The organism is Rickettsia massiliae MTU5, from assembly GCF_000016625.1.
Classification (GTDB): Bacteria; Pseudomonadota; Alphaproteobacteria; order Rickettsiales; family Rickettsiaceae; genus Rickettsia; species Rickettsia rickettsii.
On sequence record NC_009900.1, the window covers coordinates 609,644 to 636,454 of the forward strand.

The following is a 26,811-nucleotide window of genomic DNA, read 5'->3' on the forward strand; positions in this document are numbered from 1 at the left end:
TTGTAACCGAAGTAGCAAATTTAAGCCATAAAGGAGTTGGATAAATCCAGTAATACTGAATCATTAGATGTTCCAATAATTATTAAGGATGAGCCAACTGCAGGCAAAAACAGCAATTCCTACAAATGTAATAATATCATAAATAATATATAATTAAGTTTCAAAGATTTTATATGTTTTGTAATAAAAAATGTTATACAACTAAAAATAAATACACCTAAAAACATTATTAAGCTTTTACTGTAAGCAAATTGTACTCTTTCGTTACTAATATATGAGTCTGCAGCCATTGTTGAAAAGCATAAGGAGCAGAAATTATCCAATAAGATATAAATAACAAGATTATCAATAATTAAGTTATTGATAATCTTTCATCAATGATATTAAAAAGGAAATAATTAATATGCAAACATTTCCGTACTTATTGAACATGAATGTTGATTCCAAGATACTAAGTCCGTGAACCCCCATGCTTGAATAAGGAACACATTAAGAAGAAAAGTATAAGAATTATCGGAGGGTGAAAGAATTTCTGGAAAAATCGACTCTGCATTAATACGCATAAAAGCATAAATAAATGTGAGGGATAAACTCTGGCAATACGTGCAAATAAAAAACTTTTATAACTAACGGTATGCGTATAAAATAAAGCCGGATAACACAAAAAATATTACGACCCCAAGACCGCCAAGTCTTGCTATATTCATTCCAATTGAGTTACCTGGCCAATTATATGTGGCGTGTAAGAAGAATACCCATAATGCATCCATATCCGCGTAAACCTGTTAATCCTTTTATTTCTTTTAAGTTATCTATTTTATTATGCATATTTAAGTTATAACATTACTGATTAAAATATGGCATGATACAATAACCTAAATATTAAAACAATTTTTTAATAAATTATTAGATTCTTATATTCAGAGATCTTTATAATAAGTGTGCCACTTTTATAGCATTATCAAATCCGTAATCGTAATGAAATCTTATATCAGGCGAGAATTTCATATTTATTTTATTAGTAATAAAATTTCTGATAGCATTTTTAGAATTATTTAATGCATCCATAATTTCATCTATTGTTAGTTTAGTATTAAAAGGCAAGAAATAACAATTAGCTATTTTGAGATCAGCAGTAACTATAACTTTCGTAATAGTGAGAGGACAATCAAAAAGTCTGCTATCCAGCATTTTGCCACGCCTTAGAATTTCTATTAATGCTTCATTTATAATGCTTGCTAATTTTTGTTGTCTATGAGAATTAGTTTTGGTTAATTTTTTCATGAGTTAAAATATATACAATTCTAAGGCATAATAGCATGCTTTTGCCAAACAACCAATACCTAAAAATTTTAGAAATTTTGTTTTAAAAAAACCGGAGAATAAAGCAATAAAGCTTCCCCAAAAAGAAAATGCCATTAAGAAAATTATAAATATCTCATATTTATAATATAGTTTTGTTAAATTTTTATGTCTTAAAATATTTTGTGTATTTTTGGAAGCATAAAAGATATTTAAAACTATTCTTCCAAAAATATAATTGACTGCATTACCGCTAAGAGAAGCACAAATAGCTACTAACAACATTATTGAACTATTATAGCCTCCGAACATTTTCATAGAATGAAATATTAATTCATTCTGAAAACCTATAACAAGATTTGAGACAAAACTATCAACAAATAATAAACTATATGCTTCAAATTGATTCATGAATGTAATATATTGAATTTTGATTAGGGGCATTAAAATCGTCATTGCGAGGAAAAACTATAAGTTTTGACGAAGCAATCTCATGCCAAAATCCTGAGGTTACCACAACCCTTACTATCTAACACCAAAATAAAGTAACTGGCAATGAAAAAGCAAATTATTTATCCTGATTTTATAGCACGAATTTTTTCTACGGCACTTGATTTATCATTATTTGCCTTTATAGCAATTCCAATATCACAATTTTGTTCTTTTAATTTATTATGGTTGTTCTTTAATGATTATTTCCTTAGCAATAACATTAATCTTCATAATCCCAATGCAATGTTTAACTCGGTTATGAGTCAGGAATTTTATGAATATCTTAAAGCAGGAAATTTTAATAAATATATTTTGTTTAATATTTCAATTTTTGCTACTAATATATTAGTAATAGGCTCATATTTCATAACGCTTTGGTATTATAAAGGTGCAACGCTTAGTAAAATGTTTTTACGTATGAAAATCGTAGATGCCGTAACATTAAATCGTCCGACTTTAAAGCAGTTAATTAAAAGATTTTTAGGGTATATGACTTTTCCTATCGGTATTTTTTTCATACTTTTTTCTTCTAAAAAACAAGCATTACATGATAAAATAGCTGGAACCGTCGTTATTAAGTCTTAAATATACTCCTAAGTAATAGACGAAGTTTAATTTGGACAAGAGCAAGGAGTATATAAGGCGAGGAGCGGAGCGTATCTTAATAGGTGAGTACCGTAGTTCTTATAATACGACGTAGCTCATTTTTCAAATTAAACGAGTATATTTATGAATGAAACAAATGATAATGATATAGATCAGCTAATTTATCTTTTTTCAAAATTACCCGGTCTTGGTAGTAGATCGGCAAGACGTATAGCGCTTTACCTATTGCAAGATAAAGACGTAAGGTTAAAAAGCCTGATTAATAATCTTGTAGAGATAGATAAGAAAATAGTAAAATGCAAGATTTGCGGTAATATAGATACGGAAAATATTTGCCGTATTTGTTCTTCTGAATATAGAGATAAATCAATTATTGCTATTGTTGAAACAGTGGCTGAATTATGGGCAATGGAGCGTAGCGGTAATTTTAAAGGTTTATATCATGTACTCGGTCATAATTTATCGGCAGCTAGTAGACAAAACCCTAGCATACTTCGGTTACCTGAACTACTTAAAAGATGTTTTGCAGAAAATATTAAAGAAGTTATTATTGCTACTAATTCTACTTTAGAAGGTCAGACTACTGCTTATTTTATTACAGAATATTTAAAAGAGCATCCTGCTAAAATTTCTCGCCTTGCTAGCGGTATACCTATCGGAGGTGAACTTGATTATTTAGACGAGGGTACCGTATCTGCCGCTATTAACCTACGCCAACCTTTTGAGTAAAAATTAATAATTTTATTAAAGTTATAGTGAATCTTGATGAAATTCTAGATGATGTTCGCCGGCGAATTTTATTACATCATTATGATTTCCTTGATGATCAAAATTTATCAGTAATGCACCTTGTTCGTTTGAATGCAATATATTTGTGAATAAACGCTGGTCACCATCAATTTTAATTTCAACTGCTTTTTTACCGATAAATTTAACGCCGTTATCACCCTGTTGTCTATATATTATATCTTTCTTTAAGGCATTTATAAATTTATCACATTGATTCTTATCTAATTTTTCTTGTAATTTTTCGCTAATTCTTCCATAACATTCAAGTCCTTGATATTTGCCTAAAGCAGTAGTGTTATTACTTGTAATTTCTCCTTCTTGATTAACTTTCCAACTGCTGTAACTAGGAATAACCTGCTCGATAGTATGAAGTAAATGTGCATTTTTTATTGATTGATAATATTCATGAATTTCTATAGGATTTTGATTTTCATACTGCTCTAGCTCTTCTTAAAGTGATAATAAACCAATATATTCCTGTATCTTTTCGTGATCATTAGCTAGCCTTGCAGCTGTGAGTCCATTCTCAATGGCTTCCTGATTTTTATTATCATATTGTAAAATTCCCTCAACTTTCTTTAACGCTAAGTCGTATTTCTTAATTGTGATTAAACAAGTGATAATCTTATTAATTTTTTCTATAGCTTGTGCTTGTGCAAAATTAAGGTTGCTAACAAGAGCTTCGATATGAATTTGGTTAATATATTCTTCAGGATTTAATAAAAATTCTATTTCCTGGAAGATATTACTGAGATATGGAGTTATTTTATTTTTAGGTATTTTTTGTATAAATTGTTTAGCTAATTCATATTGTGTGGATATAAGGCTGTTGTAGATAGTAATATAGCACCACCAATAGAGTTGCTAATTTCAATTCACTCATCCTTTAGGTTTTCTTCATTCACAATTTTCTCAGCAGCAGAATATTGATTGTATTTGGCAATATATCGAAAACATCGAAACTGTTCTTTACTATCTTTAGATAAATTGTCTTGGTTAATTAGATTTAATTTAGCTTCAGCAATTTCAGCTAAATTAAAACTCATTGCTGTCAAAATTTTGATATCTGTAGGAGCATTTTTGATTAAATTTTTTGCTTCTGTTGCCCTGTCGTTAAGTAAATAAATATTAAATAAGCTATAGATTGAATCGCTATCGTTTGGTCGATCCTTTAAAATGCGTAATAATTGCTCTTCGTCTAATGATAATTTTCCTGTATTATTTTATTATAGGCTACTGATAGATTATAACGGCAAAAATAGATGAATTTACTTTCCTGTTTTTGCTCATTGTTTACTAGATTCGCTAGTTGTGGTGCAAGTTTATTATTGCATCATATTTTTTGGTAGCAAGCAATATTTCAGAAAAAGAGCTTAGAATAGCAAAATCTTCTATATTTGCTAATTGTTTAATAATATCAGGTTGAAATTCAGGTTTTACAAATAATAAAATTTAGATATTTTGATACCATTCTTCTTGAGTTTTAAGTAAATATAAAACTATAGGTGCTGATTTAAGTATGTCTTTAGCTACTTCTTCCATTAATGAAATATTCTTTTCTACTACGGCTAAATGAAAAATATTTTCCTTAGCGATAAATTTATTGATAATCTTAGTGATAGGGTTAGAAGAATTGGAGCTAGGTTTGTATTCAAAAAATATTTCTACTTTAGAATTTTTATTAATTAAAGCATTATATTCACTAATCTCATAATCTTTAAATAACTCATGATTTTTAAGTTCTTCGTAACTGTAATTTTTTAATACACATTCCAATAGCTTTTTTGGGGTTTTTACCTCTTTTATCTTCTTAATTGCTAAATTAGCAAATTCTGAAGCTAAGTTTGAATTTTTTATTTCTTCAATAGTTCTTAAATAATTATTTTTTATATCAAAATCTTTAACTATTGCTGAGTACAATTCTATAGCTGTATTTAAGGTAATATTGCGAGTTTCAAGTAGTAACCATAAAATATGGTTATTTTTAGAAAAGTTAATAGAAGACTTTTTTGATTCCATGTATGATGCCTTGTTAAAAATAACTAGGCATCATACATTAGTTTAATTCTTAGTCAAAAAATTATTAATATTTTTTAATAATTACCCACCGAATTGCTCTTTAATAATTCTATCTTCCAGCGTATGGTTTTTATTAAAGAGCAGTTTGATAGGCTTATCCTTAGTAGATTTAACGGTAACATTTGTGATATTATGAAACTCCTGAAAGTCGGCCGTAGCATTTACCGGTCGTTTATTTGTATTAAGTATTTCAAATTTAATCGTAGCAGATGAAAGCAGTAAAGCACCGTGCCATCTACGCGGTCTAAACGAGCAGATAGGGGTTAGGCATAACATGTTTGACTCAAGCGGTAAAATAGGACCGCCGGCAGATAAATTATAAGCACTACTTCCGGCAGGTGTTGCAACTAAAGCTCCGTCTGCCACTAATTCGCTCATTCTCTCTATCCCGTTTACGTCTATTCTAAATTTAGCAGCTTGATTAGTTTTGCGAAATATCGATACTTCGTTAATAGCAAGTGCTGTATATATTTGACCGCTCGTATCTTCGACTTGCATAAGAAGAGGATTTAGGATAGAAACCGTACTTTCATGTGTATTTTGTAATAAATTTTTGGTATCTAAAGGATTCATTAAAAAGCCGAGGCTTCCTAAATTAACTCCGTAAAAAGGTATATTAAGATGCATATAGCGGTGAATATTATGTAGTAATTCTCCATCCCCGCCTATTACGATAATTACCTCCGCTTCCTCTATTTTACAATAATTATAGAGTTTTTTTATTGCCTCTATAATAGCTAAATGTTTGGAATTTTGGTTATAAATCAATGCTATTTTATTTATATTCATTATATGAATTTCTTTTTTAATATATAGACGCTTAACTAATAATAAGTTATAAGAATAAAGTAATAAAATAAATATTAAGTTAAATTATGTCATCATTCAACATCAAAAAGCATAAAAATGATCTGCTATTTGTACCGCTAGGGGGATCTAATGAAATAGGTATGAATCTTAATCTTTACCATTATCAAGGTAAATGGTTAATGATTGATTGTGGTAGCGGTTTTGCCGATGATTATTTACCCGGTGTTGATATGATAATTGCTGATAGCAGCTTTATTGAGAAATATAAAAAAGATATAGTAGGTCTGATTTTAACTCATGCGCACGAGGATCATTTAGGTGGAGTCCAATATTTATGGAATAGCCTTAAATGTCCTATTTATACTACTACTTTTACAGCAAATTTTTTAAAATTTCGTTTAAATGAATATGATTTTGCTAAAAATATAAAAATTCATGAAGTAAAACCCGGTAGTAAAATAAATCTAGATCCTTTTTTCTTAGAGATGGTGCCACTGACTCACTCGGCTCCTGAAATGCAAGCAATTATGATCCGTACGGATGCAGGTAATATTTTACATACGGGAGATTGGAAATTTGATAACGATCCGATACTTGGGAAAAAAGCCGATGAGGAGTTTTTAAAATCTTACGGAGATGAAGGGGTTCTTGCACTTGTTTGTGATTCAACTAACGTATTTAATAAAGGAAGCTCAGGTTCTGAGGGGGATGTTAGAAAAAGTTTAGTAGATATTATAGCCGGTTGTCTTCAAATGGTAGTAGTTTCAACCTTTGCCTCTAATTTAGCACGGCTTGATACAATAATTCATGCTGCAGGGCTTGCGGGTAGAAAAGTAGTCTTAACCGGTAGAAGTTTGCACCGTATGATGCTTGCTGCGCAGGAAAGTGGCTATTTGAAAGATATTGCTCCTCTAATTAGTGAACGTGATGTTAGCAGATTTAGAAGAGAAGAATTATTAGTAATTGCTACCGGTTGTCAAGGTGAGCCTATGGCTGCCACCGCAAAACTGGCTAGTAATTCTCACCCGTCTATAAAGCTTGTTCCTAAGGATACAATGATTTTTTCTTCAAAAATTATTCCGGGTAATGAAAAGAAAATATTCAGGCTATTTAATATATTTGTTAAAGCCGGTGTAGAAGTTATTACCGAGCGAGACCATTTTGTACATGTTTCAGGACATCCATCGATTGACGAGCTACAAAAAATGTATTCTCTAATTAGACCGAATATTTGTATACCTGTTCACGGCGAGCCTGTACATATTCATGAACATGTTAAGCTTGCTAAGAAAAACGGCATAAAACAGGCAATAGAGGTTGAAAACGGTAGTGTAGTACTGCTTGAACCTAATAATGCAAAAGTAATTTCAAAGGTTGAAAACGGTTATTTAGCTGTTGACGGTAATTATTTGCTGCCCGTTGAATCTCCGATTTTCAAAGCTAGAAGACGTATGCGTGAGTCGGGTATCGTGGTAGCATCAGTAGTCATTGATAAAAAAGGACTGCTTGCTGCAAACCCAATGCTGTCTATGCCCGGGTTGCTTGATCCGAAAGAGGATATGGCATTAGTTAACCTCATTAAAAACGACATTAAAGAACTTGTTACTATTCAAAATAAACAGGCTAAAAAAGCATTGTCGGATGAACAAGTAATCGAGGCAATAAAAGGAACAATCCGTAAAACCTTAAAACAAGAAATTAATAAGTCACCCGTTATAATAGTAAATCTTGAGAAAGCTGTGGAGTAGAGAAATTGTTATTGTGAGTAGGTATTGTTTTATGGCTCGAGAAATTCGCTCGATGTCACATTCCCGCGGAAGCGGGAATCCAGAAAAACAACTTCAATATTGATACAGAAATTACATATTTGATAAAAAAACCATATAAAAACAAGGTTTGATATGGTTTTACTGGATTCCCGCCTTCGTGAGAATGACATAAACAAGCCAAGCAACGATACCTACAAACCTGCAAGTGACAAAGAAAAAATAAGCACATGAACAAATTTAAAAATATTGCGGTTTATGGGGGAGGGAGTTTCGGTACTAGCCTTGCTTCTTTAGCAGCACAAAACTGTAATAACGTTACTTTATTTTTACGTGATGAGGCAATAGCAAAGGAAATTTTACATAACAAAACTAACATAAAATATTTAGGGGATATTAAATTACCTGCTCATTTACAGGCTACTACAAACTTAGATATAATTAAGGATTTTGAACTAATTATTATTGCAGTGCCGTCTTACGCTTTTGATGACTCAATAAAATTATTAAAAACTCACAGCATTTCTAAAGACAATACTCTTCTAATTGCAACAAAAGGCTTTGCCCGTAATCCTACCGCATTATTTTCAGATAGGTTAAAAACTCTATTACCGCATAGCCCTACAGCGTTTTTTGCAGGTCCGAATCTAGCAAAAGAACTTGCTAAAAATTTACCTGCTTCGGCAAGTATTGCAAGTTTAGATATAGATATAGCAAATAAAATAGCTTATAACCTAAGTGCAAAAATTTTTACTACTAATGTGTCAAGCGATATTGTAACATTACAGGTAGCAGGAGCTTTAAAAAATATTTTTGCTATTAAAAGCGGGATTGATTTAGCAAGAAAGCAGGGCGAAAATGCAAGAGCAACGCTTATAGTAGCTGCCTTAAAAGAAATTGCTATTTTATCGCAAGCTTTAGGTGGTATGCAAAAAAATTCTGATATTTTACTAGAAGTGGGAGTGGTAGGCGATTTAGTGCTTACTTGTTATTCGTTAGGCTCACGTAATACAAAATTTGGTTATGAACTTGGAATTAGTAGCGATAAAAAGAAATTTTTACAGGAATATAAAGAGCTAGTAGAGGGAAGAGAAGCATTAAAATTAGTTTTGGATTTGATAAAAAAATATAATTTACATATGCCTGTAATTTCCAAAGTAGCTTCGTGTGTTATTCCTTATGTCATTCCTGCGAAAGCAGGAATCCAGCATAAAGCGAGATGAATCGAGCTTTTAATTTCAAAAATTTGCTGTATTTATACTTTTTTCTGAATTCCTGCTTTCGCAGGAATGACATAGGTATCCACGCAACAATGCCTCCGCGGGAATGACATATGACTCCACGTGAGCAATACCGATCAAGTATTACAGCAATCTCTTCATCTGTTCTTGCTCTAATTTTTCTTCTTTATCTAGTTTGTTTAACAATTCTTTATAAAAACCGTTTGTTATATATACAAGTTCCATTGCGGTATTTAATTCAGAAGATTCAAGTATGATTACACATTCACCATCCTTGAAAGTAACCACTTTATCATTTTCTTCTTCTAAACTATATTTATCTTTTAAAATGTTATAAAACTCTTCAAATTTATTTTGATCTATAGTTAAAAATAACGGCTTCTATTACATTAAAATCATTACATATCACTAAAGCTTTAGATATAGTTTTTGTATTTGGTTCTATATAATAATTATATCCTTGCCAATAATTAGGTTCTTTATTGATGATTTTGTATTTTTTTGTTAGATCTATATTGGTAGTGTTATTTAATTCAAGACCAAGTGGCATAGGATTAGAATAGATATTTAAACAAAAAAATGAATAAGGATAATAGATTTTGCATAAATAATATGAAAATTTTATATTACATTAGATACCTTAAATAACATAAGATTTTTAAAATTTCAATTAGAAATTTATTTTGGTCTGATGAAGTAAAAATCTTTACAAAATTTAGTGAAAAAAAAATAAAACCTCATATATTATAAGTAATTATATCTTTAGCTCATTACATGATAATCTTTAGTATAGTTTTTTTTAAAACCGTTTCGGTATTATTAAGTGTAGTAATAGGATTTTTAGCAGGTAAATATTCAAATGTTGAAAGAGATAGTATCTCTTCGTTACTATTCTATTTTATATCGCCTATAGTATTTTTTACGATACCTGCTAGTACAACCTTAACATTTTCGGCATTAAGCGTTACGGTCGTAACATTTGTAATTGCAACACTCTTATCGCTCTTTTCTTATTATTTTTTTGGTAAATTTTGGCAGGATCATACACGTAATATTATAGCTTTGTCTGCAGGTACGGCAAATGGCGGGTATTTTATGTTGCCTATAGCTGCAGCACTTTTTGATGATTATACATTAAGTATTTACATGATGGCTGTTATAGGAGTGAATATTTATGAATGTTCCGTCGGCTTTTATATTTGTATGAGGAGCTTTGCTAATACCACCGATAGTATATTAAAAGTAGTAAAATTACCGATTTTAAACGCTTTTTTCTTGGGATGTTTATTTAGTTTTTGCGGTTTTACTTTACCGGATTTTTTAGATGATTTTATATATAATATGAAAGGTTCTTTTTCGATACTCGGTATGGTGATGGTGGGTCTTGCTCTTTCGTCTCTACAAAAATTTGAAGTCGATATCAAATTTACTCTTGCTACTTTTGCTGCTAAATTTCTATTCTATCCTTTGGGAGTAGGGTTATTTATCATGTTTGATCATTTTGTAACAAAATGGTATAACAATGATTACTATAATGCCCTAAAACTACTTTCTACGGCACCACTCGCAGCAAATACTATAGTTATAGCGAATTTACAGAAATTTTACCCTGAAAAAGTTGCAGCTACTGTGTTTTTATCTTTGCTTTTTGTAGTTATATATATGCCGACCATGGTCAGTATATTTTTAAGTGACTTAAATTAATAACATGATGACAATGATTTTTTTAAATTTATTCTAAATTGGTATTAATAGGTTCATATGAAAATTAATTCAATAAAAATTGGTCCCTATATTAATTTATTACCTCTTCAATATATACCGAAACATAAAATTTCTTATGTGGAATTCGGTGATTCTAAAAATAAAAATATAATAGTATGTGCTCACGGTTTAACTAGCAATGCTCATGATTTTGATAAAATAGCTAAAGAGTTGAGTAAAAATTATAGAGTAATTGCAATAAATTATCCCGGTCGCAGTGATAGCGAAAATTTTAAAAAAGCTAATCATTATAACTATACGACTTATATTAAAGATACGTTATTTTTTTTAAAAAGGCTAAATATCAAAAATCCTATTTGGCTTGGTACTTCAATGGGCGGTATTATAGGTATGGTACTTGCCAGTAAATATAAAAATATTTTTAAAGCCTTAATATTAAATGATATAGGGGCGTTTATTGATGCTGCTCCTTTAATTAAAATTGGAGGTTATGCTAAAAAAACGATACTCTTAGATGATTTGGCTAGTGCAAAAGAGCATTTAAAACTTATTTATGCACAAAGCGGTATTAAAGATGAAGAAGATTGGGATTATTTAACAAAATATAGTGTAATTTCTACATTCGGCGGAAAATATAAAATGAATTATGATCCTGCTATAACAAAAGGAATGAAAAATGTTAGTAACCAGGAAGAAGATATTAATCTATGGTCTGTATGGAATAAAATAAAATGTAGAATATTAGTAATTCATGGGATGAAATCTCAAATTTTAACAAAATCTACTATTAAAAAGATGAAAGAAACAAAAATTTTTGATCTTTATGAAATAAAATATGCTGGTCATGCTCCTTCTCTAATGAACCCTGAAGAAATTAACTATGTCAAATCTTGGTTAGAAAAGAAGTCTTAGATTGTGTGACCTTGTGTTGTACGAACGTTCAGGATGTCATTCCCGCGGAAGCGGGAATCCCAGAAAAATAACCTTAATCTTGGGACAAAAATTACATATTTAATAAAATAAACATATAAAAAACTGTTTTTTATATGTTTTGTTGGATTCCTGCTTTCGCATGAATGACATAGGCATCATTTAAATTAATAAATAATAATTATGAAAATTACTACTAAAGTACTAATAATAGGTTCAGGACCTGCGGGCTTAAGTGCCGCTATTTATACAGCTAGAGCTGCTTTAAAACCAATATTAATAAGTGGTATGCAGCCAGGTGGGCAGCTTACAATTACCACCGATGTTGAGAACTATCCAGGATTTGCGGAAACGGTGCAAGGACCTTGGCTTATGGAGCAGATGTCTATGCAAGCTAAAAATGTCGGTACGGAAATTGTTAGTGATTACGTAGAAAAGGTGGATTTATCAAAAAGACCTTTTAAAGTATTTACAGGAGCAGGAAATGAATATGACGCGGAGAGCATAATAATTTGTACCGGTGCGGAAGCAAAATGGCTTGGTATAGCTTCAGAGCAGAAATTTCGTGGTTTTGGTGTTTCGGCATGTGCTACTTGCGATGGTTTCTTTTTTAAGAATCAAGAAATAGTTGTAGTAGGGGGAGGAAATAGTGCAGTAGAAGAAGCTTTATACTTAACCAATCATGCTAGCAAAGTCACTATAGTGCATAGAAGAGATAGTTTTAGAGCTGAGAAAATATTGCAGGATCGATTATTTAAAAATCCTAAAATATCAGTAATTTGGGATCATGTAGTAGATGAGATTGTAGGTAACAATAAACCAAAATCCGTTACCGGAGTTAAAATTCAAAATGTTCACACCAAAGAGATTAGTTTATTGAATTGTAGCGGTGTATTTATAGCTATTGGGCATGCACCGAATACGGGGCTATTTACCGGACAAATTGTAATGGATGACGATAATTATATCATCACGAAGTCAGGCACTACTAGAACTAGTGTAGAAGGTGTTTTTGCTGCTGGTGACGTTCAGGATAAAATTTATAGACAAGCAGTAACTGCTGTAGGAACAGGTTGTATGGCGGCTCTTGAGGCTGAAACATTTCTAAATAAATAATTTAGATTTTTTAGCTGTAAATTAACATATAAGTTAATAAAAATTAATAAAAAATTGTTGCATTCAGTAAGACACTTATTATAGTCATTGTGTATTAATTTAATTAGGTACAAATATAATGACTTGGAACATAATAAATAATAACCACCACCAAAACAAAATATTGATACATATCCATTACTTATGAAATTGTTAGACGAGGTAGTTTTAGCATATAAAATTTAGAAGCATTGAAAAATGCTAATTTAGAAATAGAGCTAGAAGAAGCCGCATTTTCACAAAAATTTTTAATATATTCTGCAATAAAATTTTACTTAAATCATTTTTATCCAAATAGCCAAAGTGTAAAATTTACAGAGCTAGAAATAACCGGAGTTAGATATGATCAAGTGATAAAGGCTCCTGATATTAGGTTAGCTACTGATAAGCCTACAACTACTAATATATTTAAAAATTTTACTTTTGACTCAATGTTACATCAGAATTGGATTTTTAATGGAGATGACGGTTGGCTGTTAGCAAATATAAATCTTAATAAAGGCGGTTATTTAAAATAACTTAGAAAAAGTATTTCTCTCAGCTGTGATCTCTTTAGAGTCACAATTAATAAATCCTAAGAAAAAATATTACTCTGATATTTCATCTGAGGTTATTGAGTATGCATGGGGAAATATTAAAGGAGTTAAAGATAATTATTTAGAGCTATGCAACAACGCCAATGTTCGCTCGCAATGACGATTTTAGTATCCACGCAGGTAATGAGAAATATATGCACTTACTTAAAAACATTACGGGAAAGAATTATATAAACGGTGAATTTATAGAGTTTGGGCAACAAATATCCGTTATTAATCCTGCGACCTTAAAAGAAATTGCTACAGTTCCGAATTTGGGATTATCTGAGATTAATTCAGCGATTAATAATACGGTGACTAGTTTTTCTTCATGGTCACAAAGCTCATTTGAAGCGAGAATAGCGATTCTTAGAAGATGGTATAATTTAGTAATCGAAAATATTGAGGAGTTAAGTCATATATTAACCCTAGAGCAGGGTAAAGTACTTGCTGAATCAAAAAAAGAAATTTTATATGGAGCCTCTTTTATTGATTGGTATACATATGCTATACATAATATTCATTCGACTATCAAACCCGGTAATAGTAAAACTCATAAAATTGTTACGCAATATGAGCCTGTAGGACCGTCTGCTGCTATAACTCCTTGGAATTTTCCAAATGCAATGATTACTCGCAAGGTAGTACCTGCAATAGCTGCGGGTTGTAGCGTTATATTAAAACCGTCAAGTCTTACGCCTCTATCAGCTTTAGTACTTGCGAAATTTGCAAGCGATGCCGGTTTGCCTGCCGGAGTATTTAATGTAATTACAGGTAGTTCAGATATTATAGGTAAGGCTTTGTGTGAAGATTTTAGGCTTCGGAAATTATCATTTACCGGCTCTACAAATGTCGGTAAAATTCTATATCAAAATGCCGCAAATACTCTAAAACGTTTATCTTTGGAACTTGGCGGCAATGCTCCTTTCATTATAACGGCAGATAATGATTTAGAGAAAGTAGTAAGTGATTTAGTAATCGCTAAAACTAGAAATAGTGGACAGTCTTGTACTTCACCTAACAGAATATTTATAGAAGAATCTATATATGAAAAATTTATAGAAATTCTAAAGGCTAAATTTACTAAGTTTAAAGCCGGTGACGGATTTGATAAGGAATCGGATTTAGGTCCGTTAATTAATTCTGCTGCCATAGCAAAAATACAAAAGTTACTCGCTGATGCACAAAGTAAAGGAGCTAAATTAATTTGCGGCGGTAAAGCTGTTGATAATTTTATTGAGCCTACTATTATTATTGACTGTTTGGATAATATGGATATCTTTAGAACAGAAATATTCGGTCCGGTAGTTGCTGGTTATAAATTTAAAGATTTGGATGAAGTAATAGAACGTGCAAATAATACCGAATACGGCTTGCAAGGATATGTATATTCAAATAATATATCTGTGGTACAAATGATAGCGTCTAAGCTTGATTTTGGTATGGTATCGATTAACGACCCGTTACCTGCAAATGCAAAAGCACCTTTTGCAGGACGTAAAGCTTCAGGTTTTGGAGTTGAAGGCTCATTTGAAGGGATATTTGAATATCTAAATACGAAATATATAAATTTACAGCATTAAGAATGCCCGCACGGTTCCTTTTATGTCATTCCTGCGAAAGCAGGAATCTAGTAAAGAATATAAAAAATATAATTCTTTGTAGCAGTATTAAGATTATTTTTTCTGGATTCCCGCTTTCGCGGGAATGACATAGAAAATATAATAATCTAAGTAATAAATAGTAAAAATTATGCCAGTGCTTGTAGATAATATTGAAGTACAAATTGAAAAAATTTATGAAGTATTTGATTTAATAGATAATGAAGGAGCTGATCTTTTGTTATGGGCAGTATCTGATTGTCTTGCCGAGCTATTAGATCAATATAAAGAATCGTTAACAATTGAATATGTTGATCCTTTGATGAAAAGGTTTGAAGAGCAAAATACTATAATACCCAAAATGCTTAATAATGCTTTAAGCAATATATTATTAATCCTTGAAGATGGATGTAAATCTGAAGAATCAGAATTAATAGAAAATATAATTAATAGTTTAAATACTTTTGATATGTTAGGAGGACATGCATAGTAATCTTCCAAAAATCTCAATAGTTTTACCAGTTTATAATAGAAAGAAACTATTACCTTTTGCTATTGAGAGCTGCCTTAATCAAAGCTTTAAAGACTTTGAGCTTATTATTATTGATGATTGCTCAAAAGATAATAGCGTTATAGTAGCTAGGACATATGCAGAGCAGGATTCACGTATTAAGGTAATAGTAAATGAGACCAATAAAAGATTACCGGCAAGTCTTAATATTGCTTTTAAAGAGGCCCAGGGGGAGTATTTTACTTGGACTTCAGATGATAACCTTTTCCATGAAAATGCTTTAGAAAAAATGGTTAAGATACTTGATAATTCACCTGAGATAGGGCTTGTATATACTGATTATACTTTGATCGATGACCACGGTAAAGTAGGAATAAGACTTTATCAAGAACCTCCTGAGTTTTTACCGATTAGAGATTGCGTTGGTGCATGTTTTTTATATAGAGCCGATTTAGCAAGGCAAGTAGGTGGATATAATGAAAATATGCAGTTAGTGGATGATTATGAATATTGGCTAAGGCTTGGGCTTGTTACGAAATTTGCTCATATACCGGAATCTTTATATTTCTACCGAGTACATGATCAAAGCTTAACAATAGAGCGTAAAGTAGAAGCAAAACAGGCAAAAAGAGTTTTAAAAGAATTATTTAAAGATCAATATATTATTCCTGCTGAGATTAAACCTATAAATGATTTATATAATTGGTTTATTGAAGATAGAAATTTAAGCTCTTATTTTAGGTTATTTAAAATAATTATTTGTAGTCCGATAATTACTATTTCGTATATTATTAAAAATCTAAGAAGAATAAGGTGATATTTTAATGCTTTAGTGTCATTCCCGTGTAAGTGGGAATCTAGAAAAAATAACTTTAATATTTATACAAAATACATATTTTTGACAAAATAAACATATAAAAACAAGTTTTTATATGTTTTTCTGGATTCCCGCTTTTGCGGGAATGACATAGTAGAGCCATAGCACAACATCCTTAAAACAAATGCAAAATCAAGATTTCATACATACATTAAATCCAGAGCAGCAAAAAGCAGTTCTTCACACTGAAGGACCGCTTTTATTGCTTGCAGGTGCAGGGACAGGTAAAACAAAGGTACTTACCTCAAGAATAGCTAATATTATTCACCAAAATTTAGCCTCACCTCAAAATATTCTAGCCGTTACTTTTACTAATAAGGCTGCTAAAGAAATGGCTGAAAGAGTTAATAGTCTAATTAATTGCTATGGTCTTAATATAGGCACTTTCCACTCAATGGCAGCTAGGATATTACGTGACCAGATTGAGCATTTAAATCTTGGTTTAAATAATAGATTTACTATTATTAGTCATGATGATCAATTAAAACTAGTGAAAGATATAGTAAAGCTAAAAGATATTGATACTAAAAAATATGCTCCTAAATTAATACATATCATAATTTCTAGATGGAAAGATCAAGGATTATTACCAACTAAACTATCAGTATCAGATACTAATTTACCGCTGCAGAGGGTTGCAAAACTTGTATACGAAGAATATCAGAAAAATTTACTTATTTCTAATGTTTTAGATTTTGGAGATTTGCTACTTTATAATAATGAGCTTTTTATTAAAAACCCTGAAATACTAAGATATTATCAAGAAAAATATCGATATATTTTAATCGATGAATATCAAGACACTAACGTTGTCCAGTATTTATGGGCAAGAATGCTCGCAAGTTTATATAAAAATATTTGCTGTGTAGGGGATGATGATCAATCTATTTATGGTTGGCGAGGAGCAGAAGTCGGGAATATATTACGTTTTGAAAAAGATTTTGCAGGCGCAACAATTATTAAATTAGAGCAGAATTATAGATCAACTTTGCCAATACTTGCTGCTGCTTCCAATGTTATCAATAATAATAAAAACCGTCACGGTAAAACGTTATGGACGGATAGGGAAAGCGGTGAAAAGATAAAAATTATCTCTTGTTGGAGTGATAAAGAAGAAGCAAGATATATAGCCGGTGAAATAGATAAGTTAGTGCGAGAAGATCGGTATAATGCCGGCAATATTGCAATATTAGTACGAGCCGGATTTCAAACAAGAAGTTTTGAGGAAGCGTTTATAAATAGTGCTATGCCTTATAAAATTATAGGCGGTTTGCGGTTCTATGAACGTATGGAAATAAGAGACGTGCTTGCTTATATCCGTATATCTTTGAATCAAAATGACAATCTAGCACTTGAGCGTATTATAAATGTGCCGAAAAGGGCAATAGGTGCAACTAGCTTAAATAAAATTAGAGTCTATGCACTTGAGCGAAATATTTCTAATTTCGCAGCCATTAAAGAAATGCTAGAAATAGGTGAGATTAAAGCAAAATCATATGAAACTCTAAAAGAGTTGGTTACTAAAATCGATAATTGGTACGAAAGATTTAGTATAGATGCTCCAATAAACGTAGTTAAAGCAATACTTGATGATTCCGGTTATCTTGAAATGCTTCAAGAAGAAAAAACCGAAGAAGCCTTCGGTAGAATCGAAAATATTAACGAAATGCTTAGAGCTATTGCTGAATTTAACGATGTTCATGATTTTATCGAACATTCAAGCTTAGTTATGGAAAATGAAGTGCTTGAAACCAATTATGGTGGCTCTGTTACTATAATGACCCTGCACGCAGCTAAAGGGCTTGAGTTTGACGTGGTATTTTTACCGGGCTGGGAAGAGGGTATATTTCCGTCTCAAAGATCTCTAGACGAAGACGGCGAAAAAGGCTTAGAAGAAGAACGCCGCATTGCTTATGTCGGCATTACGAGAGCCAAAAAAGACCTCTACATTACTCATGCTGAAAGCAGAAAAATATTTTATGAAATAGTCCGTTCTTACCCTTCAAGGTTCATAACCGAAATCCCTGATGAAATTACGATCAGGACCTCTTCTATGAAAAAATACAATTCTTTTTATAAGTTTTAATTAATTTGCATTCATAAATTTTAAATTGGTTTGCATTCTTTAATTTAATTAATAATAATTAATAGAGGAAGTGATATGGCTAAAGATGCTAATAAACCTGAAGGAAATCGTCAGGCTTTATTAATACGAAACTCGCGTTACAGAAGAATTATATAATAAATTTTTAGATAATATAAGAAGTAGTATTGATAGTAAATTTAATACTCAAATTAAATTTTTTAAAGATACTGCTGCTCCTCTTAACTATGTTGCCGCTACTAGACAAAATATTTTTACTGCAATAGAATCGCAGTTTGCTCCTTTTAGTACTAATTATTTACCAAATGATGTAGTTCAATCTTTAACTGACATATATATAACACTCATTATGAAGTAACTAAATTAATTTCGTCGGAAGAGGAAAAAGGAAAATATAGTGTTGCAAATGCTAAAAATGCAGCTGCTTGAAAAGGTTTTGCCATAGATTTAAGTAAGTCTCAAGTAGAGCAGATGAACGACGAAAAACGTAATGGCTTAAGCGAAGATGAAGTGATGGATATTAAAAAACCATTAGAAAAAGCTATGTTAGAATTAGCTAACCAAACAATATCTAAAGAATAATATAGAGAGAAATTAATAGATAAAACATTAGATAACCTTAAAGAAAATGTTTCAGAAACAACATTAGGTAACTACAGAAAATTTCTTACTAAAAATACTACTCCTAAACTTGATAAACAAGAGCAAATTAATGATCCAAAACAAGTAGCAGCATTAACACAAGCAGCATTAAAAATAGCTGAATTTTTTAAAATTACTTTTCAAATAAATGAAAAAGAAGCAAAAGCTTTATCGTCTATTAATGAGTTAGGAGTAAATGAGCCTATAATATAATTAAAACTTTATATTACCAGCAATAAGTAAACTACCGCCTGAAAAAATGATAGAGCAAGGTAAAGAAATTATCAAGAATTTTGCCCCATTACTTGAGAGCAGCAATCCTGCACTTGTTAACAGTACTAAAAGAGTATTAGCAGAGTTAAATCCTGGATATTTACGGAACACGGATGGGGAGAAAGTATAGCATTAGAATTACAAAGAGTAACCAAACCTAAGCTATGGCAAAGAATAGTAGCAGTTTTTACCGGTACGGATTATGCTCAAAAAAATATAGATAAAGCATTTGCTAACTTTGAAAAAAGTAATAGTCTACATATAGAAACAAAAAATTTGTCGGAAGAACTACAAAGAGAAAAACAAGCACCAAATATTGTAAAGCAAAATAAAACAATATTCCAAGGCTATATAAGTCTTCTATATCACAACCCCTATATCTCATGTTGAAAACCTTAATAAAAGTAGAGAGAGTGGGCAACAGTCAGAGCGTAGTAAGTAGTGATTTATATGATAATATAGTTGCGAATTTTTAAAAAGTTTGATAATTTTAGTTCATTATATCAAATAACTTAATAATGAGTATTATATGGTAAAGATTATAACTAATATAGATAATACTATTAAAAAAAACGATGAAGTGACTGAGATATTGGCTGCAGTAAAAGCTAAAATAGTGGATATAAAAAACGTAGATAGTAGATTAGATACTTTGAATAAAAATATTGTTACTACCGATCCTATTCAACAATATTTACAATCTGAAGAATATATCACTAGTACGCTTGAAGTACTTGCCAGTAAAATTATTAGTGAAGTTGTAGAAAATAAAGATATACAAAAATTAGTAGATAACTTGCATATCAATTTAGGACAAGATACAAAACTAATGCCTAGTGCAGCAGATAAGCTAAAGTTTGATGTCGCAAGGGCTGAAGCAGCACTTAAGGGTTTTGTACTTCCTCTAAATAAAGGAGGACCTTTTGATGAATTATCATTGATGGGTATAGAAGATGAAGAAGAAATCTTTGCCAATCCTATAAGAGCAACTAAAGAAGCATTAATAGCCGTAAGCGGAAAGTCTATACCTAAAGAGCAATATGCACAGGCTGTAAAAGATCAAGCTATAGAAATCTTAAAACAAGATCCTAAAAACACTCCAGACAAACTTGAGAAATATGAAAAATTTATTATTCAAGGAGATAAAAACCAGAAATTTAATGAAGATAGTAAGCAGTTTATCCCAAGAGTAAATCAATTATCTCAAGTGGAATTTAAGGCATTACAAAAGGCAGCCACTTATACGGTGCAGCAGATTAGTAATAGATTAGAACAAAATCATAAAATTAGTAAGCAATTAGAACAAACTATTATACTTACTAACTCATCAGGCATAAAGAATCCTGAAATAATAAGGGAATTAAATAAGTTAGATTCTACTTATCTAACGGAGAATAGTACTAAAATAGCCACTGAATTAAAAGATATTAATGATAGAGGTACTTCTTTATGGGAAAAATTTAAGCAGATATTTACAGGTAGAAACTATTTGGAAGAAAGATTAGGAAAAGTTGTAGATAAATATATTACTCTGAGTGATGGATATGTAGTGAAGACAATTAATGATAAAATCTTTTCAAACGCTTTAACAAATCCTGAAATTACTGCAGGTCTAACAAAATTTTTAAATGAAAATAAAGATAAAGTAGCAACTAATCCTGAATTTAAAAATTTAATTCCTGTTACGGGTGAGCCTATTATAGTTCAACCGCAACAAGTTAATAATTTTAATTTAGCGGAACTCAGAAAAATCAATCCAATAGCATTTGATAAAACCATATTTGAAGATTCAATAAAACTAAGAAGTTCTAATATAAAACCTCCGCAAATCACTCCTAATACTTCTACTAAAAATCAAGAAGCAGTAAGAAGAAAGGGTTAAATTTTAATATAACTTCATCATTGTGAGGAGGCTTTGTTACATTGCTGCTATGTCATTCCCGCGAAAGCGGAAATCTAGATTTTTTATTGTCACCCCGTGGCGTGACCACAGGGTCTTGTATCACCAGCTGAGTCCTAAGATACCGCGATCAAGTCGCGGTATGACATTAAAGGTTACTAGATTGCTGCTTTCGCAGAAATGACATCAGAACATAAAGATTTAGGTGAGATGCTTAAATACTCCTCTTTCCATAATTCATTATAAAGAATAGGATCGATATTACCGCCTGAGATTAGTACTAGTAATTTTTGAGGTTTGGATTGTGTTTTTAAAAAATTTACCACTGAAACCATATTTATACTACTTGACGGCTCGCATATTACTTTAAGTAAATGAGTAAGCCACGCCGTCCAGTAATATATTTCATATTCTTCTGCTAAATAAAAATCATCAAGTTTTTTCAGATATTCAAATGTACGAGCTGATACACTCAAGGTTTTAAGACCGTCCGCAATAGTATTCGGAGCATAGTTAAATCTATATGTTTTATTATCTTTAACAGATAAATAAGCATCATTGGCATTTACAGGTTCTGAACCTATTAACAAGCTTGTCGGTGATATTAATTCCTTGGCAAGATATGCGCCGGAAATTAAACCGCCGCCGCCGCAAGAGGCAAAAATAGCATCAGGACTAAAATCTAGCTGCTGTAATGCTTCATAGCATAACGTGCCTGCTCCTGCTATTGTAGAATCACTATCGGAAGGATGCATATAGTAAAATCCTTGCTTTTCATCTTCTTTTGCTTTTTCTTCCGCTTCTTGTCGAGTATATGTATATATAACTTCACCGCCGTAATAAAGAGCTGCTTGCTGTTTTACTTTTGAAGTATTTAACGGTAAATAAATCCTTGTTTTAATACCGAATAATTTACTCGCATAAGCAAGACCGATTCCATGGTTACCCGTACTATAACCGACTATTTTATCAGGTAATTTTCCTTGCTCTTTTAATTCTAATAAATGATTTAACACGCCTCTAACTTTAAATGCACCGGTTTTTTGTAATGATTCAACCTTAAAAAAAATCTCATGACCGAGCATCTCATTTAAGCTTTCAGAGTGAACGATCGGAGTTAAATGTAGATATTGTTTTATTCTATTATGTGCGGCTGCTACATTTTGAGGAGGTTGTAATAATAAATTCATAAATATAATTAATAATGGTAGCTTGAAATCAGGTTGATACTATATTATATAGTTAATAATTAGAAATTTTAAAAGGTTTTAATTGATGAACAAAAAATCCCTTCCGTTAATGGCACTGAGAGATATAGTAGTATTCCCGGGAGTAATTGCTCCTATTTTTGTGGGTAGGCAAAAATCTCTGCAAGCACTCTCTCGTACTACCATTTCCGAGGAAGATAATAGTAAATATATTTTAGTAACTTTACAGAAAAAATTTGATCAAGAAAACCCTAGTACACACGAACTTTATAACACAGCTATACTTGCCAAGATTATCCAAATAGTGAAGCTGCCTAATAATACGGCAAAAATCTTAATAGAAGCAGTAGCAAGAGTAAAGCTAAGCAATATCAAAGGCGAGGAAGCTTTTGAAGCAAATTACGAAATTATTCCGGATGAAGAAATATTGGACGTTAATAACATGCGTTCACTCGTTGATAATGCAGTACAACTATTTAGTAAATATGCGATTAATGATAAGAAAGTTAATGCAGAAATTATTGAAACTATCAATAAAGCAATAAGTAATAGCACTAATTTCATAAATATTATAAATATATTAGCCTCACATTTGATAACTTCACTTGAGGCAAAACAGCATTTATTAGAAGAAACTAGTCCTTTTAAGCGTATCACTACGGTTATTAGTACGCTTACTTCCAATATAGTAAATTCAGAAACCGAGCAGGCATTGCAGCAAAGAGTAAGAAAGCAAATCGAAAAAACGCAGCGTGATTATTATCTGCACGAACAAATGAAAGCTATTCAAAAAGAGCTTGATGAAGATAAATCAGAACTTGCCGATATTGAGAAAAAAATTAAAAGTTTAAAATTATCAAAAGAAGCAAAAGAAAAAGCTAAGGCTGAACTTAAGAAACTCCGTACCATGAATCAAATGTCAGCGGAGTCGGGAGTAACGCGTAACTATCTTGAGACATTGCTTAGCCTGCCTTGGGGTAAGTATGATAATAGCAAAATAGATATTAACCAAGCAGAGCAAATTTTAAATCGTGACCATTTTGGACTCGAAAAAGTTAAAGAACGAATTATAGAATATTTAGCGGTATTACAGCGTTCAAGTAAAATTAGAGGACCTATATTATGTTTAATAGGTCCGCCAGGGGTCGGTAAAACTTCACTTGTAAAATCTATTGCCGAAGGAATGGGCAGAAAATATACTAAACTTGCGCTCGGCGGTGTTAGAGACGAAGCAGAAATCAGAGGGCATAGAAAAACTTACCTTGGATCAATGCCCGGTAAAATTTTAGGTCAACTTAAGAAAGTTAAGACTAGTAATCCTGTAATGCTGCTTGATGAAATCGATAAAATGAGTTCTGATTTTAGAGGTGATCCGGCATCCGCTTTGCTTGAGGTATTAGACCCTGAGCAGAATAGTCACTTTGTTGATCATTATCTAGAAGTAGAATATGATCTATCAAATGTAATATTTATTGCTACTGCTAACTCTCATGATGTACCTAGAGCTTTAAGTGATAGAATGGAAAAAATATATATTTCCGGTTATGTAGAGGAAGCAAAGCTCCAAATTGCCAGAAATTATTTAGTTCCAAAACAATTTAAAATGCATAAAATCAAAAAAGATGAAATTACTATATCCGAGACGGCAATTTTGGATTTAATTAGATATTATACCAAGGAATCAGGTGTAAGAGCTTTAGAGCGTGAAATAGGGGCATTAACTAGAAAAGCATTAAAGCAGATTTTAGCAGATAAAAGTGTTAAGCATATCGCCATAGATAGTAATAATCTTGAAGAATTTTTAGGAGTTAAGAAATATAATTTCGGGCTTGCCGAGAAAGAAGATCAAATAGGAAGTACCACGGGACTGGCTTACACTGAAGTAGGCGGAGAGCTTTTAACTATAGAGGCTTTAGCATTTCCAGGGAAAGGTGAAATAAAGACCACCGGAAAACTCGGTGATGTTATGAAAGAATCGGCAATGGCTGCCTATAGTTGTTTTAGAAGCAGAGCAACAAATTTTGGATTAAGGTACGATAATTATAAAGATTTTGATATTCACATTCACGTACCGGCCGGGGCTATTCCAAAAGATGGACCGTCTGCCGGCTGTGCTTTATTTACGACTATTGTTTCGTTGATGACTAAAATACCCGTACATCGTACTGTAGCAATGACCGGTGAAATTACTTTAAGAGGCAATGTTTTACCTATAGGTGGTCTTAAAGAGAAGTTACTTGCTGCAAGTAGGGGAGGTATTAAAACCGTGTTGATTCCTGAAGAGAATGTCAAAGATTTGAAAGATATGCCGCCGAATATAAAAGAAAGCCTAGAAATTATATCTGTATCAAATATTGATCAAGTACTTAAGCATGCTTTGGTAGAAACACCGATAAATAAATAGAGATTTGTTAATAGTCAAAATATCATATATTATATTAAATTAATGCAAGCTATAGTAAAGTAATTCTTTTTGACTTTTCAATCAAAATGCGATTTTTCTTGCTTCATTCCTGACTATCTTGAACTCGCCTATTATTTATAGGCTTTCTTCCTTACACCTGTCACTAAATTGGGCTGAATTGACTATATTATTGCGTGGATCAATTTCACCTCTGTCATCACAGGATCCAGTTAAAAATACTAATAATTTTAGTATTTTTTATTGTTTTTATGGACCCCATGGGGGTGACACAGTAATGTTGCTACTACTGCGGCAGCTACTCAAAGCGGCTTATCCGAGGTAGTAAAATCCATGTCTACAATAAAAGACAAGACAGCTTAGTTTATCTTTCTGTTTTCCAACTGTCATTGAGAAATTCCTTTAACTTAATTCTACAATATTAAAAGCTACTAATATTAATTTACAAAGTAATACGTCCGTACTTAATTTAGATGACGATATAACAACGGTTACGGGTAATATAAACGGTGCTAAGATAATATTTGAAGGACTAAATTCAGAATTAGATTTAGTGAATACTAGTAACATAAATGATAGGCAATTTACCTTATATAATAATTTAAACAAATCTGGCAATGATGAATATGGAATAGTGAGAATAGGAGCAATCACAAAATACCTAACTATAGCAAATAACGGTGGACCTTATACTATAGGACAGAATAATACTACCCATCGCCTTAAGAATTTCATAGTAGACGGAGCAGGTGATGTCGTAGTCGATAATACGGTATTTACGAAGTTACTTAGTATGAATAAGTACGGAGTAGGTAACATTTAACCAAGCTTTAGACCTAGGAGTGGGTGGTAACATATTATTTAGAGCAGATGGTGAGTTAATAGTAAATAGCTGGTTGGTTCAGTTACGACCTCTGCAAATAACCAAGGAACACTGACAATACAAAGCGGTAATGTTAACGGTACGATTGGAGCTAACGGCAGCAGCTTAAAACTCGTAAATATCGGCGCAAACCCCATTACGTTCTCAGCTAATGTATTTGCTCCCGTAGCTTTAAATAAGAATGGCTCTATCTTAGCTTTAGCAGATGGGGCTACGCTAACCGGAGCAGTGACAACTACTGCCGGAGATGGAAGCGGTAAGTTAATATTTGCAGGTGATGGAACGGTAACAGGTATCGTAGGAGCAAATGGAGCAGTACTTAGCACCGGCGGTGTAGGCGGTACATTGAATTTTATAGGTGACGGTAATGTAACTCAAAATATCGGTACGGATGCTGCAAATAGCCCTGCTAATATAAATATCCCTAACTTTACTTAATTCAGTAATATCCATTGTGGCAATTAATTTTTGTGCTTCTGCGGTATTTTCTTGCTGTATAGTTCTTATTAATTCTTGATTTGAGGGTTGAAACCATCTAAACATAATTACATTCTTATTAAATTCTATAAATTTTAATATTTTGTTCAAAATGAGCTTATAGATAGAATCATAATAAGAAGTTTTAAGAATACAATAGAAATTTAACTAAAAGTGCAAATAAATGAGTTGAGGTTGCTTTAAGGAATATACAAAGTTAGTTTTTTATAATATTTAAAATTCGGAATTTAAAATAGTTTAATATAACAATTAAAACAAAAGGCGCATATGGATTTTTTAGAAAACGACGGGAAATCCCGAAACCCTGAAAGGGCTTGGCGAGAGTGACGGGACTCGAACCCGCGACCTTCTGCGTGACAGGCAGATGCTCTAACCAACTGAGCTACACCCCCTTATATACTCTTCTGCTTTTAAGCATTGCT

At 31.7% G+C, this 26,811-nt stretch carries 25 protein-coding genes, 1 tRNA gene and 2 pseudogenes; 18 read left to right on the forward strand and 10 right to left on the reverse strand.

Annotated features, from left to right (window positions below):
• Positions 1 to 562: 562 nt before the first annotated feature.
• The 3 genes and pseudogenes from RMA_RS11965 to RMA_RS03305 all read right to left on the reverse strand — a co-directional run.
• Positions 563 to 759 (reverse strand): annotated as a pseudogene (locus RMA_RS11965) (hypothetical protein); the annotation flags it as partial.
• 171 nt (positions 760 to 930) lie between these two features.
• Positions 931 to 1,284: a 30S ribosome-binding factor RbfA gene (rbfA, locus tag RMA_RS03300; RefSeq protein ID WP_012152772.1), complete on the reverse strand. Its 354-nt coding sequence runs from the start codon at positions 1,282 to 1,284 to the stop codon at positions 931 to 933.
• 3 nt (positions 1,285 to 1,287) lie between these two features.
• Entirely contained in the window at positions 1,288 to 1,713 is a 426-nt protein-coding gene (locus tag RMA_RS03305) for a YqaA family protein (protein WP_041404987.1), read from the reverse strand.
• A 144-nt stretch (positions 1,714 to 1,857) separates the two neighbouring features.
• On the opposite strand from RMA_RS03305, the gene RMA_RS03310 reads away from it, so the two are divergent.
• The gene (locus RMA_RS03310) at positions 1,858 to 2,379 is read left to right on the forward strand and encodes an RDD family protein (protein ID WP_032074203.1); all 522 of its coding nucleotides are present in this window, start codon (positions 1,858 to 1,860) and stop codon (positions 2,377 to 2,379) included.
• Between the two features lie 144 nt (positions 2,380 to 2,523).
• Positions 2,524 to 3,129: a recombination mediator RecR gene (gene recR / locus RMA_RS03315; RefSeq protein WP_041404668.1), complete on the forward strand. Its 606-nt coding sequence runs from the start codon at positions 2,524 to 2,526 to the stop codon at positions 3,127 to 3,129.
• 935 nt (positions 3,130 to 4,064) lie between these two features.
• Here the strand turns inward: recR and RMA_RS09290 are convergent.
• The 3 genes from RMA_RS09290 to RMA_RS03330 form a co-directional block, all read right to left on the reverse strand.
• Entirely contained in the window at positions 4,065 to 4,244 is a 180-nt protein-coding gene (locus RMA_RS09290) for a hypothetical protein (RefSeq protein WP_148194404.1), read from the reverse strand.
• Positions 4,245 to 4,641: 397 nt separating this feature from the next.
• Complete coding sequence (locus RMA_RS10855; protein WP_238375561.1) at positions 4,642 to 5,208, reverse strand: hypothetical protein; 567 nt, start codon at positions 5,206 to 5,208, stop codon at positions 4,642 to 4,644.
• An 81-nt stretch (positions 5,209 to 5,289) separates the two neighbouring features.
• A complete protein-coding gene (locus RMA_RS03330; RefSeq protein WP_014365842.1) occupies positions 5,290 to 6,057 on the reverse strand; it encodes an NAD kinase in 768 nt (255 codons plus the stop codon).
• A gap of 86 nt (positions 6,058 to 6,143) precedes the next feature.
• Between RMA_RS03330 and RMA_RS03335 the strand changes: the two genes are divergently transcribed.
• Together RMA_RS03335 and RMA_RS03340 are read left to right on the forward strand one after the other, a co-directional pair.
• Entirely contained in the window at positions 6,144 to 7,826 is a 1,683-nt protein-coding gene (locus tag RMA_RS03335; protein WP_041404669.1) for a ribonuclease J, read from the forward strand.
• A 248-nt stretch (positions 7,827 to 8,074) separates the two neighbouring features.
• On the forward strand, positions 8,075 to 9,067 hold the full coding sequence (locus RMA_RS03340) for an NAD(P)H-dependent glycerol-3-phosphate dehydrogenase (RefSeq protein ID WP_012152778.1): 993 nt from the start codon (positions 8,075 to 8,077) through the stop codon (positions 9,065 to 9,067).
• 141 nt (positions 9,068 to 9,208) lie between these two features.
• On the opposite strand, the gene RMA_RS09840 is transcribed toward RMA_RS03340, so the two are convergent.
• Entirely contained in the window at positions 9,209 to 9,373 is a 165-nt protein-coding gene (locus tag RMA_RS09840; protein WP_187145902.1) for a hypothetical protein, read from the reverse strand.
• Positions 9,374 to 9,434: 61 nt separating this feature from the next.
• Positions 9,435 to 9,635 carry a hypothetical protein gene (locus RMA_RS03345; RefSeq protein WP_238375562.1) on the reverse strand — a complete coding sequence of 67 codons (201 nt, stop codon included), beginning with the start codon at positions 9,633 to 9,635 and terminating at the stop codon, positions 9,435 to 9,437.
• Positions 9,636 to 9,859: 224 nt separating this feature from the next.
• Here RMA_RS03345 and RMA_RS03350 point away from each other — a divergent pair, with 224 nt between their 5' ends.
• The 11 genes and pseudogenes from RMA_RS03350 (at position 9,860) to RMA_RS03395 (ending at position 21,360) form a co-directional block, all read left to right on the forward strand.
• Positions 9,860 to 10,789, forward strand: coding sequence for an AEC family transporter (locus RMA_RS03350; protein ID WP_041404670.1), 930 nt, complete (start codon positions 9,860 to 9,862; stop codon positions 10,787 to 10,789).
• 57 nt (positions 10,790 to 10,846) lie between these two features.
• A complete protein-coding gene (locus RMA_RS03355) occupies positions 10,847 to 11,722 on the forward strand; it encodes an alpha/beta fold hydrolase (protein WP_012152780.1) in 876 nt (291 codons plus the stop codon).
• A 201-nt stretch (positions 11,723 to 11,923) separates the two neighbouring features.
• The gene (gene trxB / locus RMA_RS03360) at positions 11,924 to 12,856 is read left to right on the forward strand and encodes a thioredoxin-disulfide reductase (RefSeq protein ID WP_041404671.1); all 933 of its coding nucleotides are present in this window, start codon (positions 11,924 to 11,926) and stop codon (positions 12,854 to 12,856) included.
• A gap of 230 nt (positions 12,857 to 13,086) precedes the next feature.
• Positions 13,087 to 13,375, forward strand: a pseudogene (locus tag RMA_RS03365) (hypothetical protein).
• Positions 13,376 to 13,438: 63 nt separating this feature from the next.
• Positions 13,439 to 13,591, forward strand: a complete 153-nt coding sequence (locus RMA_RS09845; RefSeq protein ID WP_187145903.1) for a hypothetical protein — start codon at positions 13,439 to 13,441, stop codon at positions 13,589 to 13,591.
• A gap of 34 nt (positions 13,592 to 13,625) precedes the next feature.
• Positions 13,626 to 15,053: an NAD-dependent succinate-semialdehyde dehydrogenase gene (locus RMA_RS03370; protein ID WP_041404989.1), complete on the forward strand. Its 1,428-nt coding sequence runs from the start codon at positions 13,626 to 13,628 to the stop codon at positions 15,051 to 15,053.
• Positions 15,054 to 15,222: 169 nt separating this feature from the next.
• Entirely contained in the window at positions 15,223 to 15,561 is a 339-nt protein-coding gene (locus tag RMA_RS03375; protein WP_041404672.1) for a hypothetical protein, read from the forward strand.
• Positions 15,554 to 16,399: a glycosyltransferase gene (locus RMA_RS03380; RefSeq protein WP_012152785.1), complete on the forward strand. Its 846-nt coding sequence runs from the start codon at positions 15,554 to 15,556 to the stop codon at positions 16,397 to 16,399. The genes RMA_RS03375 and RMA_RS03380 overlap by 8 nt, the downstream gene beginning before the upstream one ends.
• 184 nt (positions 16,400 to 16,583) lie before the next feature.
• On the forward strand, positions 16,584 to 18,545 hold the full coding sequence (gene pcrA, locus RMA_RS03385; protein ID WP_012152786.1) for a DNA helicase PcrA: 1,962 nt from the start codon (positions 16,584 to 16,586) through the stop codon (positions 18,543 to 18,545).
• Between the two features lie 919 nt (positions 18,546 to 19,464).
• Entirely contained in the window at positions 19,465 to 19,608 is a 144-nt protein-coding gene (locus RMA_RS09850; RefSeq protein ID WP_187145925.1) for a hypothetical protein, read from the forward strand.
• A gap of 399 nt (positions 19,609 to 20,007) precedes the next feature.
• Positions 20,008 to 21,360 (forward strand): hypothetical protein, encoded by a 1,353-nt coding sequence (locus RMA_RS03395; RefSeq protein ID WP_012152787.1) that lies wholly within the window; start codon positions 20,008 to 20,010, stop codon positions 21,358 to 21,360.
• Between the two features lie 176 nt (positions 21,361 to 21,536).
• Here RMA_RS03395 and RMA_RS03400 read toward each other — a convergent pair whose 3' ends face one another.
• Positions 21,537 to 22,568, reverse strand: a complete 1,032-nt coding sequence (locus tag RMA_RS03400; protein ID WP_041404673.1) for a serine/threonine dehydratase — start codon at positions 22,566 to 22,568, stop codon at positions 21,537 to 21,539.
• An 85-nt stretch (positions 22,569 to 22,653) separates the two neighbouring features.
• On the opposite strand from RMA_RS03400, the gene lon reads away from it, so the two are divergent.
• The 3 genes from lon to RMA_RS03415 all read left to right on the forward strand — a co-directional run bounded on the left by lon (position 22,654) and on the right by RMA_RS03415 (position 26,329).
• A complete protein-coding gene (lon, locus tag RMA_RS03405) occupies positions 22,654 to 24,990 on the forward strand; it encodes an endopeptidase La (protein WP_041404674.1) in 2,337 nt (778 codons plus the stop codon).
• Between the two features lie 571 nt (positions 24,991 to 25,561).
• Positions 25,562 to 25,831 (forward strand): hypothetical protein, encoded by a 270-nt coding sequence (locus RMA_RS03410; protein WP_041404675.1) that lies wholly within the window; start codon positions 25,562 to 25,564, stop codon positions 25,829 to 25,831.
• A 288-nt stretch (positions 25,832 to 26,119) separates the two neighbouring features.
• Complete coding sequence (locus RMA_RS03415) at positions 26,120 to 26,329, forward strand: hypothetical protein (RefSeq protein WP_041404676.1); 210 nt, start codon at positions 26,120 to 26,122, stop codon at positions 26,327 to 26,329.
• 375 nt (positions 26,330 to 26,704) lie between these two features.
• Here the strand turns inward: RMA_RS03415 and RMA_RS03420 are convergent.
• Positions 26,705 to 26,781, reverse strand: a tRNA-Asp gene (locus RMA_RS03420).
• Positions 26,782 to 26,811: the final 30 nt, after the last annotated feature.

Coding starts and splice junctions, on each gene's coding strand:
- pcrA (WP_012152786.1), top strand. CDS start 16,584: ATGCAAAATCAAGATTTCATACATACATTAAATCCAGAGCAGCAAAAA.
- RMA_RS09850 (WP_187145925.1), top strand. CDS start 19,465: ATGATAGAGCAAGGTAAAGAAATTATCAAGAATTTTGCCCCATTACTT.
- RMA_RS03380 (WP_012152785.1), top strand. CDS start 15,554: ATGCATAGTAATCTTCCAAAAATCTCAATAGTTTTACCAGTTTATAAT.
- RMA_RS03335 (WP_041404669.1), top strand. CDS start 6,144: ATGTCATCATTCAACATCAAAAAGCATAAAAATGATCTGCTATTTGTA.
- RMA_RS03305 (WP_041404987.1), bottom strand. CDS start 1,713: ATGAATCAATTTGAAGCATATAGTTTATTATTTGTTGATAGTTTTGTC.
- RMA_RS03340 (WP_012152778.1), top strand. CDS start 8,075: ATGAACAAATTTAAAAATATTGCGGTTTATGGGGGAGGGAGTTTCGGT.
- RMA_RS03350 (WP_041404670.1), top strand. CDS start 9,860: ATGATAATCTTTAGTATAGTTTTTTTTAAAACCGTTTCGGTATTATTA.
- recR (WP_041404668.1), top strand. CDS start 2,524: ATGAATGAAACAAATGATAATGATATAGATCAGCTAATTTATCTTTTT.
- RMA_RS03370 (WP_041404989.1), top strand. CDS start 13,626: ATGCACTTACTTAAAAACATTACGGGAAAGAATTATATAAACGGTGAA.
- RMA_RS03400 (WP_041404673.1), bottom strand. CDS start 22,568: ATGAATTTATTATTACAACCTCCTCAAAATGTAGCAGCCGCACATAAT.
- RMA_RS03310 (WP_032074203.1), top strand. CDS start 1,858: ATGAAAAAGCAAATTATTTATCCTGATTTTATAGCACGAATTTTTTCT.
- RMA_RS03345 (WP_238375562.1), bottom strand. CDS start 9,635: ATGCCACTTGGTCTTGAATTAAATAACACTACCAATATAGATCTAACA.
- RMA_RS10855 (WP_238375561.1), bottom strand. CDS start 5,208: ATGGAATCAAAAAAGTCTTCTATTAACTTTTCTAAAAATAACCATATT.
- RMA_RS03395 (WP_012152787.1), top strand. CDS start 20,008: ATGGTAAAGATTATAACTAATATAGATAATACTATTAAAAAAAACGAT.
- lon (WP_041404674.1), top strand. CDS start 22,654: ATGAACAAAAAATCCCTTCCGTTAATGGCACTGAGAGATATAGTAGTA.
- RMA_RS03355 (WP_012152780.1), top strand. CDS start 10,847: ATGAAAATTAATTCAATAAAAATTGGTCCCTATATTAATTTATTACCT.
- RMA_RS03330 (WP_014365842.1), bottom strand. CDS start 6,057: ATGAATATAAATAAAATAGCATTGATTTATAACCAAAATTCCAAACAT.
- RMA_RS03375 (WP_041404672.1), top strand. CDS start 15,223: ATGCCAGTGCTTGTAGATAATATTGAAGTACAAATTGAAAAAATTTAT.
- trxB (WP_041404671.1), top strand. CDS start 11,924: ATGAAAATTACTACTAAAGTACTAATAATAGGTTCAGGACCTGCGGGC.
- rbfA (WP_012152772.1), bottom strand. CDS start 1,284: ATGAAAAAATTAACCAAAACTAATTCTCATAGACAACAAAAATTAGCA.